At 48.2% G+C, this 11,713-nt stretch carries 19 protein-coding genes; 3 read left to right on the forward strand and 16 right to left on the reverse strand.

Annotated elements, in window-relative coordinates; all coding sequences use genetic code 11:
- From WC259_RS03230 to WC259_RS03240, 3 genes are all read left to right on the forward strand, one after another.
- On the forward strand, positions 1-1,225 hold a 1,225-nt coding region (locus WC259_RS03230), incomplete at its 5' end, for a phosphoglucomutase/phosphomannomutase family protein (protein WP_372643157.1).
- A 24-nt stretch (positions 1,226-1,249) separates the two neighbouring features.
- Positions 1,250-2,317: a bifunctional phosphoglucose/phosphomannose isomerase gene (locus WC259_RS03235; RefSeq protein ID WP_011928880.1), complete on the forward strand. Its 1,068-nt coding sequence runs from the start codon at positions 1,250-1,252 to the stop codon at positions 2,315-2,317.
- Between the two features lie 396 nt (positions 2,318-2,713).
- Positions 2,714-2,908: a DUF202 domain-containing protein gene (locus WC259_RS03240; RefSeq protein ID WP_011309025.1), complete on the forward strand. Its 195-nt coding sequence runs from the start codon at positions 2,714-2,716 to the stop codon at positions 2,906-2,908.
- A 75-nt stretch (positions 2,909-2,983) separates the two neighbouring features.
- Here the strand turns inward: WC259_RS03240 and rpsI are convergent, their stop codons facing one another.
- The 16 genes from rpsI to rpsE are packed head-to-tail and all read right to left on the reverse strand — an operon-like array spanning position 2,984 to position 11,699.
- Positions 2,984-3,382 (reverse strand): 30S ribosomal protein S9, encoded by a 399-nt coding sequence (rpsI, locus tag WC259_RS03245; protein WP_011309024.1) that lies wholly within the window; start codon positions 3,380-3,382, stop codon positions 2,984-2,986.
- Between the two features lie 12 nt (positions 3,383-3,394).
- Positions 3,395-3,826: a 50S ribosomal protein L13 gene (gene rplM, locus WC259_RS03250; protein ID WP_011928878.1), complete on the reverse strand. Its 432-nt coding sequence runs from the start codon at positions 3,824-3,826 to the stop codon at positions 3,395-3,397.
- A gap of 1 nt (position 3,827) precedes the next feature.
- Positions 3,828-4,568 (reverse strand): tRNA pseudouridine(38-40) synthase TruA, encoded by a 741-nt coding sequence (gene truA, locus WC259_RS03255; RefSeq protein ID WP_011309022.1) that lies wholly within the window; start codon positions 4,566-4,568, stop codon positions 3,828-3,830.
- A gap of 36 nt (positions 4,569-4,604) precedes the next feature.
- Positions 4,605-4,958: a 50S ribosomal protein L17 gene (gene rplQ / locus WC259_RS03260; protein ID WP_011309021.1), complete on the reverse strand. Its 354-nt coding sequence runs from the start codon at positions 4,956-4,958 to the stop codon at positions 4,605-4,607.
- A 30-nt stretch (positions 4,959-4,988) separates the two neighbouring features.
- Complete coding sequence (locus tag WC259_RS03265) at positions 4,989-5,981, reverse strand: DNA-directed RNA polymerase subunit alpha (protein ID WP_011309020.1); 993 nt, start codon at positions 5,979-5,981, stop codon at positions 4,989-4,991.
- 20 nt (positions 5,982-6,001) lie between these two features.
- A complete protein-coding gene (rpsD, locus tag WC259_RS03270; protein ID WP_011309019.1) occupies positions 6,002-6,625 on the reverse strand; it encodes a 30S ribosomal protein S4 in 624 nt (207 codons plus the stop codon).
- A 9-nt stretch (positions 6,626-6,634) separates the two neighbouring features.
- Positions 6,635-7,027 carry a 30S ribosomal protein S11 gene (gene rpsK / locus WC259_RS03275; protein ID WP_011309018.1) on the reverse strand — a complete coding sequence of 131 codons (393 nt, stop codon included), beginning with the start codon at positions 7,025-7,027 and terminating at the stop codon, positions 6,635-6,637.
- A gap of 25 nt (positions 7,028-7,052) precedes the next feature.
- The gene (rpsM, locus tag WC259_RS03280) at positions 7,053-7,442 is read right to left on the reverse strand and encodes a 30S ribosomal protein S13 (protein WP_011309017.1); all 390 of its coding nucleotides are present in this window, start codon (positions 7,440-7,442) and stop codon (positions 7,053-7,055) included.
- A 9-nt stretch (positions 7,443-7,451) separates the two neighbouring features.
- Positions 7,452-7,565: a 50S ribosomal protein L36 gene (gene rpmJ, locus WC259_RS03285; RefSeq protein WP_010936275.1), complete on the reverse strand. Its 114-nt coding sequence runs from the start codon at positions 7,563-7,565 to the stop codon at positions 7,452-7,454.
- A 28-nt stretch (positions 7,566-7,593) separates the two neighbouring features.
- Entirely contained in the window at positions 7,594-7,815 is a 222-nt protein-coding gene (gene infA, locus WC259_RS03290) for a translation initiation factor IF-1 (protein ID WP_010936274.1), read from the reverse strand.
- A gap of 9 nt (positions 7,816-7,824) precedes the next feature.
- Positions 7,825-8,580 carry a type I methionyl aminopeptidase gene (gene map, locus WC259_RS03295; protein ID WP_011309016.1) on the reverse strand — a complete coding sequence of 252 codons (756 nt, stop codon included), beginning with the start codon at positions 8,578-8,580 and terminating at the stop codon, positions 7,825-7,827.
- A gap of 7 nt (positions 8,581-8,587) precedes the next feature.
- Positions 8,588-9,238 (reverse strand): adenylate kinase, encoded by a 651-nt coding sequence (locus WC259_RS03300; protein WP_058316972.1) that lies wholly within the window; start codon positions 9,236-9,238, stop codon positions 8,588-8,590.
- A 9-nt stretch (positions 9,239-9,247) separates the two neighbouring features.
- Positions 9,248-10,564, reverse strand: coding sequence for a preprotein translocase subunit SecY (secY, locus tag WC259_RS03305; protein WP_011309014.1), 1,317 nt, complete (start codon positions 10,562-10,564; stop codon positions 9,248-9,250).
- On the reverse strand, positions 10,545-11,006 hold the full coding sequence (rplO, locus tag WC259_RS03310; protein WP_011309013.1) for a 50S ribosomal protein L15: 462 nt from the start codon (positions 11,004-11,006) through the stop codon (positions 10,545-10,547). Before rplO ends, secY begins: the two co-directional genes overlap by 20 nt.
- On the reverse strand, positions 11,006-11,188 hold the full coding sequence (gene rpmD / locus WC259_RS03315) for a 50S ribosomal protein L30 (protein WP_011309012.1): 183 nt from the start codon (positions 11,186-11,188) through the stop codon (positions 11,006-11,008). Before rpmD ends, rplO begins: the two co-directional genes overlap by 1 nt.
- Positions 11,181-11,699, reverse strand: a complete 519-nt coding sequence (rpsE, locus tag WC259_RS03320) for a 30S ribosomal protein S5 (RefSeq protein WP_011309011.1) — start codon at positions 11,697-11,699, stop codon at positions 11,181-11,183. Before rpsE ends, rpmD begins: the two co-directional genes overlap by 8 nt.
- Positions 11,700-11,713: the final 14 nt, after the last annotated feature.

The raw sequence follows: 11,713 nt of genomic DNA on the forward strand, positions 1-11,713 counted from the left end.
GGCCAGCGGCATAAAAACCTATTTTGGTTCATGCCCCACCCCTACACCAGTAATCAGCCATGGGGTGGTAAACCTGAAAGCCGCAGGTGCCGTAATAATTACCGCCAGCCACAACCCCGCCATCTGGAACGGATTTAAAGTAAAATCAGCGGACGGAGCAAGTGCCCCTACCTACATGATAACTGCCATTGAAACAGAAATAGCCAAACTGGGAGATAACCCTTCGGTATCCCGTCTGGATTTTGACACAGCTGTTTCCCGCGGACTTATTGAATGTATAGACCTTGCACCCGCCTATTTTGAGCAAATAAGCAAACTGGTAGATATTGAAAAACTGCGGGAAGCCGGTTTCAACATAGCCATAGACTCTATGTACGGCGCCGGCATAGGCTATTTCAAGCACCTGCTTGAGGGCGGCTGCAATCGTTTGAACGAAATAAACGCCGAACCCAACCCCAATTTTCCTGATGTGCTTCAGCCTGAACCGATTGCCCCAAACCTGAATAAGCTGATGAGGCTTGTCAAGGATATACGCTCAGATATAGGGCTGGCTACTGATGGTGATTCTGACCGTCTGGGTGTGGTAGACGAAATGGGCAATTTTCTTAACCAGCTTCAGGTTTTCTCCCTGCTGGCACTCTATATTCTGGAAGTAAAAGGACTGCGCGGGCCGCTGGTTAAAACCATTACCAACTCCAGCATGATAGACAAGCTGGGGAAGCTTTATAATGTACCGGTATTTGAAACCAAAGTGGGCTTCAAATATGTCTCCCCCGTAATGATAGAGCAAAATGCCCTTATCGGCGGAGAAGAAAGCGGCGGCTATGGCTTTGCCGGGCACGTGCCTGAACGTGACGCCATACTGGCAGGGGCGTATTTTCTGGATTTTATGATTACTACCGGCAAATCACCTGCCAAGATGCTTGAATATCTGTACTCCAAGGTAGGGCCTCATTATTACAACAGAGTTGACTATACCTTTGATGAAGCCTGCCGCGAAGAAATAATGAAACATCTGGCAAACCAAAAACCTGAGAGTCTGGCTGAAACCAAAGTGAGTTCCACGGACAGGCTGGATGGATTCCGCTACAAGCTGGAAGACGGCAGCTGGCTTCTTATCCGCTTTTCGGGTACCGAACCGCTCCTGCGGATATATGCCGAAAGCCCCAGTCAGGATAAAACCGCCTCTTTGCTTGAAAACGGCCGCAAACTTTCCGGTATCTAAAATATTGTCTTGGGGATATACCTGATGGATATTATCAATCTTGATGACCTGAATATTTATGAAAAACTTGACCCTCACCACATGCTGGATGAGCTTAAACGCATGCCCCTGCTCTGTAAACAGTCATGGGAAACAGCAGAAGCCTTAAGCCTGCCTGAAGATTACCGCACTATCAAACAGGTGGTAATACTGGGCATGGGTACTTCAGGGGTGGGTGCCCAGCTGGCAGAACGGATAGTGCGGGATGAGTGCAAAATCCCCATCTACCTGCATCAAGATTATTTGCTACCGGCATATGTATCTGCAGATACACTGGTTATTGCTTCCAGCAGTTCCGGCTCAACCGAAGAGGTGGTCTCCTGCTTTAATCAAGCCCTCAACCGCCATGCCAAACTTTTGGTTTTAACCACTGGTGGACAGCTGAAAGAAATGGCTACTGCTCATAATATACCCGGACTGATTTACGACTATACTTACCGCCCCAGCACTGCCATTGCCTATGGAGTGCTACCTATTTTAAGCATTCTCCACCAGCTGGGCTTTATACCCAACAAATCTGCCGAAGTAAGTGAAAGCCTGATAGTGCTGTCCCAGATTGCGGAAAGGCTGTCAGAAAAACACCAGACTACCAACAATTCCGCTAAACAGCTGGCTGGCAAACTGGAAGGACGGGCGGTTATGGCATTTGGTTCCGGAGTAACATTCCCGGCAGCCCGCCGTTTTAAAACCCAGTTGAACGAAAATGCTAAATGCTTTTCCTTTGCCGAAGAAATACCTGAGATGAACCATAACTCGGTGGTGGGCTACGAACTGCCCCGGAGTTCTGGCCGTTACTGGGCGGCAGTGATGTTTAAAACCACCTATCTGTCTAAACGCATCCACCAGCGCATGCGGATTACCACTGATATGCTTCATCTGGCCAAAATACCCGTTTTCAGCATTGACGGTTACGGCTTTAGTCCCCTCTGCCAAACACTCAGCCTGATACTTCAGGGAGACTTCGTAAGCCTGTATCTGGCTTTCCTGACCGGGGTAGACCCTTACCCGATAGACGCGGTTGACTACTTCAAACGGAAATTAGCCGAAAGCTAAATTCTTTTACAGCAGATAGTGCCAAGACAGCAGCCAGAGGGTTGCTCAAAGGGCACAGGATGGTTTTACGGGCATCATGAAGACTTTATATAACCCTTTCCTCTCATGCCCCATATGGGTGCTCAGCGGGAATCCTGCCGCACCATTTGAGCTTCTCTGCAAGTATTTTGGGGAAGACACTATGATTAACTTGCTATTGGCATAATCTTAATAGACAAAAAGATAATAACAAGTGTCACCAGAATGAGATTAAATACTGGAGATTATCCGACAGTGTTTCACTGCAGGGGTTTCCAATCACCTGATAAATCTGCCAACCATCTTGTTCTCTTCCTCACATCCCAAATCAAGGTACTCATATGTTATAATATTTAAATTAATTTTCCGGAGTTATTCATGAAAACCAGTCTTTTTTACCTCGGTCTGGGGATAGTTATGATAGGCATAGGTATCTTTACCTACTTGCAGCCAACCGATATTGACAGCCTATCTTTTTCCCAAACAGTCCTCGGTATACTTTGTATGGCTATTGGCCTGCTCACAGCTATTATCGGAGTGGTGCGCTATTTCAGAGACGAACGCGGGAACTAAATAACCTGTTTTCAACCAATAAAAAGACCGGAACTTTGAGGTTCCGGTCTTTGTTTTATGTATATATAGACAGTCTTAACGTTTAGTGTACTGAGGAGCCTTGCGGGCACGTTTCAGACCGGGCTTCTTGCGTTCTTTAGTCCGATCATCCCGGGTAAGAAGGCCATTGCTCTTAAGGGCAGCACGCAGTTTCTCATCGGTCTTTTCAAGGGCGCGGGCAATGCCATGGGCAATAGCCCCGCTCTGACCGGTGACGCCGCCTCCGAGAACCTTTATAACAGCGTTAAACTTGCCCATGGTATCGGTAACCATCATGGGGTTTAGAATAACATTGCGTTCCTGAATGCGGGTAAAACGTTCTTCGATGGGCTTGCCATCAATCACTATAACGCCGTTGCCGCTCATCAGTTTTACAGTGGCAACTGCGGTCTTACGCCGACCAACACCAATAAAATAAGTATTCTTCTCTACCATTACTATCTCCCGTTAAGACTCCTTGCTTACTACGCCGGTCTGAGAGGCATGGGGGTGTTCCGCACCTTCATAGACCTTTAATTTAGCCAAAATCTGGGCACCCAAGGTATTGCGGGGAATCATGCCCTTTACAGCATGTTCAATCACAAACAAAGGCTTGGTTTTCAGAAGGTCACCCAGTTTTTCCTGGCGGAAACCGCCGGGGAAGCCGGAATGGCGATAATACATCTTCTGGTCCAGCTTGTTGCCGGTAACCGTTATCTTCTTTGCATTTACGATAACCACGTAGTCACCGCAATCCAGATTGCGGCAGAACATGGGTTTGTGCTTGCCCATGAGGTATTTGGCCGCTTCAGCAGCTACCTCACCCAGCACACGGCCGGAGGCATCTATTACGTGCCAATCCCGTTTTATGTCACTAGCTTTAACTGTGTAAGTGTTCATCTTAACTCCCAAAAGGTTCTCTATAGTTTACCCGAACGAGGCTCAGTCCACAAGCCGGCGCTGCCGGCCCCGCCAGTCCGGGGGTTTTAGCCTCAAATAATGCCCCAAACTCGCCCATGCTAATAGTCCCGCGTCCCAGTTCCACCAGTACTCCAATAGTATTTCTCACCTGATGGGTAAGAAAGGAATTGGCCTCAATCCGTAATATCAGCCTGTCCTCTACAATATCTAACCGTGTCCAATTAACCCGGCGGACAGTTTTCTTTATCTCCGGCCCCAGACTGGAGGCAAAAGCGATAAAGTCATGCTCCCCTTCAAGCATCTTAAAAGCCTGTTCCATAAGCTTTATATCCAGCTTGTAAGGCACCTGCCAGGCCTGAAGTCTGGCAAGCGGTGAGCGAGTTTTGCTATTTAATATATGGTAAGAGTACTCACGGCTGATAGCCCTGCGTCTCACATCAAAGTTTTCGGCTACAAAGTGGACTTCTTTTACGGCTATGTCCGGCGGCAGGTAATAATTTAACCCGCCTTTAATTTTTTCCAACCCCAGTGAAGATTCCGTCAGGTAACTGACTACCTGGTAAGCCGCGTGTACCCCGGCATCTGTCCTTCCGGAACCACTCACTCTGGTCTGTTCACTTGTTAATTTCCGGATAGCTGTTTCCAGCTCTCCCTGTATAGTAGCACCTTTGTCCTGAATCTGAAAACCCGAATATCTGGTGCCCTCATATTCTATTACCATCAATACCCTGGGTGAGATAATACCCCTCCCAAAAAGCTACTTGATAAGTTCCAGTTTAACCATCTCGGCACCATCACCCTGACGGGGACCAAGCTTGGTCATGCGAGTATAACCACCCGGACGCTCAGCATATCGCTTTGACAGGTCTTCAAAAACCTTCTCAACAATACCGGGCATATACACGAAAGCCAAAGCACGGCGGCGGGAAGCCAGAGTACCCTTTTTACCCAGAGTAATCATCTTTTCAGCCATGCTCCGTATTTCCTTTGCCCGTGGCTCGGAGATAGTAATCTCCTCATAATTTAAAAGATCCGTTACCAGATTGCGGTAAAGCGACATTCTCTGGCCAGTGGGTCTATCAAATCTTCTACCTGATACTTTGTGTCTCATATTTCCTCACCTTATGTGCAAGTACAAGTTTTAGTCTTCGTCTATGCCCTTGTTTTTCTTCTTATTGTTTTCAGCTTCTTCAAACAACTCATCTTCAGGGTTCAGGGACAAACCAATGGTCTTTAGTCTGTCCTCAAGCTCCGTCAGAGACTTAAGGCCAAAGTTGCGCAAAGTAAGCAGTTCCTTGGTTCCCCTGTTTATGACCTCGCCTACCGTAGTTATACCGGCATGACGCAGGCAATTTACTGCCCTGACAGACAGATCCAGCTGTTCAATAGGCATGTTATATTTTTCTTCCGGTATAGTGTATTTAACCGGCTCGCTGGCTTCTATTTCAGCCACTACCTTGCTGTGGCTAACCAGAGACGCAAACTGTTTCACCAGAATATCAGCTGAGCGGCTGACTGCGGTGGCAGGTTCTACTGTACCGTCAGTCCATACCTCAAGCACCAAACGTTCAAGACTGGTTTCACGGCCTACATGCATAGGCTCGGTGGTAAAGTTCACCTTGCGAATGGGGGTGAAGATGGCATCGACCGGAATAGTGCCTATAGGCGTATTCTCGGCGCTTTCCGGAGGACGATAGCCCCGGCCAAGCTCTACTTCAAGTTCCACATTCAAAACAGCATCATCTGAATCAAGGGTAAGCAGATATAGCTCAGGATTTACTACCTCAAAATCATTTGAGGGTTCAATATCTGCTGCCGTAACCACCTTGGAGCCGGAAGCTCTCAGGTACAAAATACCCTCAAGTCCTGAAAGGCTCTCAACCCTTATATTTTTAAGGTTCAACAAAAAATCAAGTGTATCTTCTTTGGCCTTGGGCAGAGCACAAAACTCATGCTGGATACCATCTATCCGGACACGGGTAATAGCAACCCCGTCCAGATAGCTAAGAAGTATACGGCGAAGTGAATTACCCATAGTAGTCCCGAAACCTTTTTCCAAAGGCTCTACCACAAAGCGTCCGTACTTGCCGTCGCTCTCGGTGCAACTAATTGTGGGTATAGCTAGATCAGACACGAAATACCTCCTTATACTAGTTACCTGGAGTAGTACTCAACTACGGTCTGAGCATCGAATCTAGCGTCTATATCACCGGCATTAGGCAGACTAATGACCTTGCCGGAAAGGGTTTTTCGATCCAAGCTTAACCAACCAGGAATTGCCTTGGCTTCAATATTTTCGGCTAAAGTTTTGAAATATGCAGTAGCCTTGCTGGTTTCACGTACAGTTATTTCCTGACCTTCTTTAATCAGATAGGAAGGAATATCGGTTTTCTGGCCGTTTACCAATATATGTCCGTGCATAACAATCTGTCTGGCCTGGGCACGTGATGTGCCAAAACCCAAGCGGAACAAAACATTATCCAGACGGCGTTCCAAAAGAATCATCATATTATCACCGGTAACACCGGGCTGAGCATTAGCCAAGCCGAAGAAACGGCGGAACTGACGCTCCGTCATACCATAGCTCCAGCGTATGCTCTGTTTCTGCCGAAGCTGCTGACCGCGGTCAGACAGACGGCGGGGTCTGCCCAGCTGAGGGCCGGGGGGCTTGGGGCGTTTTTCAAAAACACATTTGGTAACGCACTTGTCGCCCTTTAAGAACAACTTATCGCCGCTACGGCGGCACATTCTGCAAACTGCACCTGTTTCTCTAGACATATTCTACCTCTATACCCTCCTTCTCTTGGGAGGACGGCAACCATTATGAGGAATGGGTGTGACGTCCCTTATTGCGGTCACATTTATACCTGAAGCCTGAAGAGAACGGATAGCAGCTTCACGGCCGCTGCCCGGTCCCTTTACCAGTACCTCTACCTGACGCAGACCGCTTTCAGCAGCCTTGCGGGCAGCGGTCTGGGCGGCCATCTGGGCGGCATAGGGAGTACCCTTGCGCGAGCCCTTGAAACCGGCAGTACCACAGCTGGCCCAGGCAATAACATTGCCCTGAAGGTCAGTCAGAGTTACGATAGTATTATTAAAGGTAGCCTGTACATAGGCCTTACCTACAGGTATTACTTTCTTCTCTTTTTTCTTGGCACCGGCACGCTTTTTAACTGCCATTATATCCTCCTACGCTACTTAGCGTTTATTTCTTAGTTGCGCCACGTTTTTGTCCACGCCCTGCCACAGTCTTGCGCGGGCCACGACGAGTACGGGCATTAGTTTTGGTGCGCTGGCCACGTACCGGCAAATTGTGCTTATGGCGAATACCACGGTAACAGCCAATATCAATAAGCCGCTTGATATTGAGGGTAATTTCCTTGCGAAGATCCCCTTCTACCCGATACTCTTTATCTATAATTTCCCTAAGGCGGTTGATTTCCTCATCGGTCAGTTTATTAACCCGAATCGTTTTATCCACACCCGCCTGAACAAGTACTTTCTCACTGCGAGCAGGGCCGATACCGAATATATACTGCAACGAGAAATAAACCTGTTTGTTATCGGGTATATCTGTACCCGCTATGCGAACCATAATGCCTCCTTAACCCTGCCTCTGTTTATGTTTGGGGTTGGTGCAAATATTTCTAACCACCCCGTTACGTTTCACTATTTTGCACTTTTCGCACATTGTCTTTACCGAAGCTCTAACCTTCATTTACTGTTCTCCTGTATCCTTCCCAAACCTATGACTTGAATCGGTATGTAACCCGGCCGCGGGTCAAGTCATAGGGAGATAACTCCACCAGTACTCTGTCTCCGGGCAAAATCCTTATGTAATGTACCCGCATTTTACCCGAAATATGGGCCAAGACTTCATGCCCGTTTGAAAGCTGAACGCGAAAAGCAGCACTGGGCAAAGCCTCCAGTACTGTCGCTTCAACTTCTATTGCATCTTTCTTAGGCATAAATCCCCGCTATTCTTCAATCAGGGTGAGTATTTCCGGCTCACCATCGGTAATGGCAACTGTATGCTCAAAATGAGCCGACAAACTACCATCCGCAGTATACACTGTCCAGCAATCTGGGGCTACTTTTGTCTTTTCAGTGCCAATGTTTAACATTGGTTCTATGGCCAATGTCATACCCTTTTTTAATTCCGGGCCTTTACCCCGGCGGCCAAAGTTCGGTATCTGGGGGTCTTCGTGCATATTCCGACCTATACCATGTCCGGTATATTCCCTGACTACCCCATACCCTCTGCTTTGAGCATATTCCTCCACTGCCGCACCTATATCGCCGAGATGCCCGCCTGCCCTGGCTTGAGCAATCCCGACCGTCAACGCGGCCTGAGTAGCAGATATTAACCGTTGGGCGGCAGGTGATATTTCACCCACCCCTACTGTTACGGCCATATCCGCCTGGAATCCTTCTAATATGTTGCCTATATCCAGCGATATTATGTCGCCTTCTTTTAATACCCGTCCCCCGGGTATGCCGTGAACAATTTCTTCGTTAACAGACGCACAAAGACTGGCCGGGAAGCCTTGGTAACCTTTGAACGAAGGAGTAGTCCCCCTGCGTAACAGTTCCCTTTCAGCTATCTCGTCCAGCTCCCGGGTAGTTATTCCCGGTCTGACATTCTTCTTAACTTCTTCTAAAGCAACCGCCAGTATATGACCAGCCCGCCGCATTATAGCAATTTCTTTTTCGGTTTTCAGTATTATGGCCATAAACCGGTTACTTACCGCACTTTATAGCTGATATAATACGTTTGGTAACCTCTGATATTTCAGCCATACCATCTATCTCACTGAGCTTACCCTTTGAGCGGTAGTATTCAATAAGAGGCGCTGTTTTGCTAAAGTACACTTTGAGCCTTTCCTTTACAGTTTCCGGTGTATCATCAGGACGCTGATATAACTCACCCTGACAGCGGCTACATTTTCCCTTGGTTACCTCCGCACAGCCACTCTGATAAGGTGACTGACAACTTCGGCAAACCCAGCGGCCGCTCAAGCGCCGGACAAGCTCATCTCCCGGCACATTTATATATATTACCCTGCCAATCCCTTGTCCCTGCTGTACCAGCGCTTCATCCAGCGCTTCGGCTTGTCGCAGACTTCGGGGAAATCCATCCAGGATAATTCCGGTAACATCTGTTAAACCTGCAAGGTGCTTCAAGACCACACTAATGGTAATCTCATCCGGCACCAGTTCGCCCCGTTCCATATAGGACTTAACGGTATCACCCAACTCATCACCGCACTCTATAGCTTTGCGAAACAAATCACCTGTAGCCATATGCGCCAGCTTGAGTTCTTTGGCAACTACTTCACCTTGCGTGCCTTTGCCCGAACCCGGGGCTCCAAGGAAAATAACATTATACACTATTCTTGACTACTTAATAAAGCCCTCGTAACGCCGCATTACAAGCTGCGCTTCGAGCTGCTTCATAGTATCCAGGGCTACACCAACCACAATCAGCATACCAAAACTGGACAGCTGAATAACCTGTATACCGGTGACTTCACGGGCAAGAAAGGGCATAATAGCCACAAAGCCAAGGAACAGCGCACCAGCCCAAGTAATCCGACCGATAACACCGCTCAGGTATTGGTCGGTCATTTTGCCGGGACGAATGCCAGGCACAAAACCGCCCTGCCTCTGGAGAGTACCGGGTATATCCTGCTGTTCAAAAGTCACCATGGTGTAGAAAAAGGCGAAGATTATAGTCATAAAGAAGTAAAGACTCCAGTATACCAACCCTCCTGGCATGGAGGCACTAGAGCTGAATATAGTGTAAACACTATTCCAAAAATTCGGTTCGGCAGTTGACCCTGCCATGAAATAACTGGCCACCAAACCCGGTAGCATTACCAAAGCAGAGGCAAAAATGAGGGGGATCATACCGGCAGAGTTAACCCGCAAGGGTATGTGGCTCTCGCCGCCACGCCTATACATTTTGCCGCTGCGGATAACAGTCTGGGCATACTGAACAGGGATTCTGCGGTGTGCTTCAGTAAAGATAACTATCAAAACTGTAGTCAAAAGAGCCATAAAGGCATATACAGCCAAACCCGCAAACTGGTCAGAAGCCATCAAACCCCGCCCAATCATATCCGGCAGACCGGCTACGATACCGGCGAAGATAATCAGTGAAATACCATTACCTATGCCATAGCTGGTAATCTGTTCGCCCAGCCAGACCATAAACATGGTACCGGCCACAATTGAGAGAACAATGGCAATTGCCGCTAAAGGCTCAGTTTGAGCCACCGCTCCTTCCCTCTGGAGAAGAAGCAACTGGCTGTAACCGGCCAAAGCAGCCGTCGGTACTGCCAACCAGTGGGTTATGGTGTTAATCTTGTTACGCCCGGCATCACCCTCTTTGGAAAGTGCGGAAAGTTTTGGGATAACCGGCGTAAGCAAAGTCATAATAATGGAAGCGGTGATGTAAGGGTAGACACCCAAAGCCGCCACACTGAAATAGCGCATGGCACCGCCGGAAAACAGATCCAGCATACCCAGCGCTCCATTCTGGTCAAACAATTCCTGAAGCGCAACTGAATCAACGCCAGGAAGCGGCACATGTGCAATGAAACGTGCCGCAATCAATATCCCTAAAGTAATCAGCAACCGACGCCTTAGATCAGGCAAGCTGAAAGCGTCAATCATCGCCTGCAAGAGGCGTGGTCTACTCGATTTCTGCCGCATAGTCTATTTCCTGTACCTTACCGCCAGCAGCTTCAATTTGAGCCTTGGCTGCCTGCGAAAATTTATGGGCGCTTACTTCCAGAGCCCGGTCAATATGTCCGGAGGAAAGTATTTTTACCGGTTTTACAAAGTTCCTTATTAAGCCTGCCGCCAGCAGGGTCTCAGGAGTGACCTCAGTGCCAGCTTCAAACATATTTAGCTGTTCAATATTTACCACAGCGTACTTAATCCGAAAGGGATTAAAGAACCCGCGTTTCCGGGGAAGACGCAAATATATGGGTAACTGGCCACCTTCAAAACCGGGCCGGGTAGCACCACCGGAGCGGGCTTTTTGACCCTTCATGCCGCGTCCCGAATAGTTACCCCGTCCAGCATCGCCGCGGCCTACCCGCTTGCGGTCTTTTCTTGAACCGGGGGCTGGAGAAAGTTCATGCAGTCTCACTAGGTCACCTCTTCCAGAACAACAAGATGCCTCACCTTTAGTATCATGCCACGTATGGCAGAAGAGTCATCCTGTATAACACTCTGATTTAATTTTTTGAAACCAAGAGCCTTGATAGTGGCCGCTTGGTCAAACTTATACCCGATAGTACTTTTTACCCAAGTAATCTTAATCTTAGCCACCAGTAGCCTCCTCTTTCAACGAAGAGCGCCGCTTGGTAACAGTAGCTTTGGGATCCCGCATAGCAGTCAAACCGCCTAAAGTAGCCTTGGCAACGTTAGCCTTGTTGCTGCAACCCATAGACTTGGTCAAAACATCCTTGATACCAGTGGATTCCAATACTGCCCGCACACTGCCGCCGGCTATAATGCCGGTACCGGGAGCAGCCGGTTTCAGTAAAACCTGGGCGGCGCCATACTTGAAAACGATTTCATGAGGAACAGTAGTCCCATTTAAAAGTATACGGGAAAGATTGCGCTTGGCATTGGCACTGGCTTTGGAAATAGCTGAAGGAACTTCCTTAGCCTTGCCTACGCCAATACCTACGTGATTTTTGCCGTCTCCAGTTACTACCAGAGCTGCAAAACCCATGCGCTTACCGCCTTTAACCACCTTGGTTACGCGGTTAATAAATATAAGCTTGTCATTCAGTTCAAGCTCAGAAGGATCGATTCTTTCTACCTTAGCTAACACGTCTTTTCCGTCCT

This window comes from Dehalococcoides sp., assembly GCF_041654235.1.
In the GTDB taxonomy this organism is placed as follows: Bacteria; Chloroflexota; Dehalococcoidia; order Dehalococcoidales; family Dehalococcoidaceae; genus Dehalococcoides; species Dehalococcoides mccartyi_B.

What these genes read in the sequence shown, in the direction of transcription:
- rpsI (WP_011309024.1), bottom strand. Translation starts at nt 3,382, where the DNA reads ATGGTAGAGAAGAATACTTATTTTATTGGTGTTGGTCGGCGTAAGACC.
- secY (WP_011309014.1), bottom strand. Translation starts at nt 10,564, where the DNA reads ATGCGGCAGAAATCGAGTAGACCACGCCTCTTGCAGGCGATGATTGAC.
- map (WP_011309016.1), bottom strand. Translation starts at nt 8,580, where the DNA reads ATGGCCATAATACTGAAAACCGAAAAAGAAATTGCTATAATGCGGCGG.
- WC259_RS03235 (WP_011928880.1), top strand. Translation starts at nt 1,250, where the DNA reads ATGGATATTATCAATCTTGATGACCTGAATATTTATGAAAAACTTGAC.
- rplM (WP_011928878.1), bottom strand. Translation starts at nt 3,826, where the DNA reads ATGAACACTTACACAGTTAAAGCTAGTGACATAAAACGGGATTGGCAC.
- rpsD (WP_011309019.1), bottom strand. Translation starts at nt 6,625, where the DNA reads ATGTCTAGAGAAACAGGTGCAGTTTGCAGAATGTGCCGCCGTAGCGGC.
- WC259_RS03240 (WP_011309025.1), top strand. Translation starts at nt 2,714, where the DNA reads ATGAAAACCAGTCTTTTTTACCTCGGTCTGGGGATAGTTATGATAGGC.
- truA (WP_011309022.1), bottom strand. Translation starts at nt 4,568, where the DNA reads ATGGTAATAGAATATGAGGGCACCAGATATTCGGGTTTTCAGATTCAG.
- rpmJ (WP_010936275.1), bottom strand. Translation starts at nt 7,565, where the DNA reads ATGAAGGTTAGAGCTTCGGTAAAGACAATGTGCGAAAAGTGCAAAATA.
- rpsM (WP_011309017.1), bottom strand. Translation starts at nt 7,442, where the DNA reads ATGGTTCGCATAGCGGGTACAGATATACCCGATAACAAACAGGTTTAT.
- rpsK (WP_011309018.1), bottom strand. Translation starts at nt 7,027, where the DNA reads ATGGCAGTTAAAAAGCGTGCCGGTGCCAAGAAAAAAGAGAAGAAAGTA.
- rplQ (WP_011309021.1), bottom strand. Translation starts at nt 4,958, where the DNA reads ATGAGACACAAAGTATCAGGTAGAAGATTTGATAGACCCACTGGCCAG.
- infA (WP_010936274.1), bottom strand. Translation starts at nt 7,815, where the DNA reads ATGCCTAAGAAAGATGCAATAGAAGTTGAAGCGACAGTACTGGAGGCT.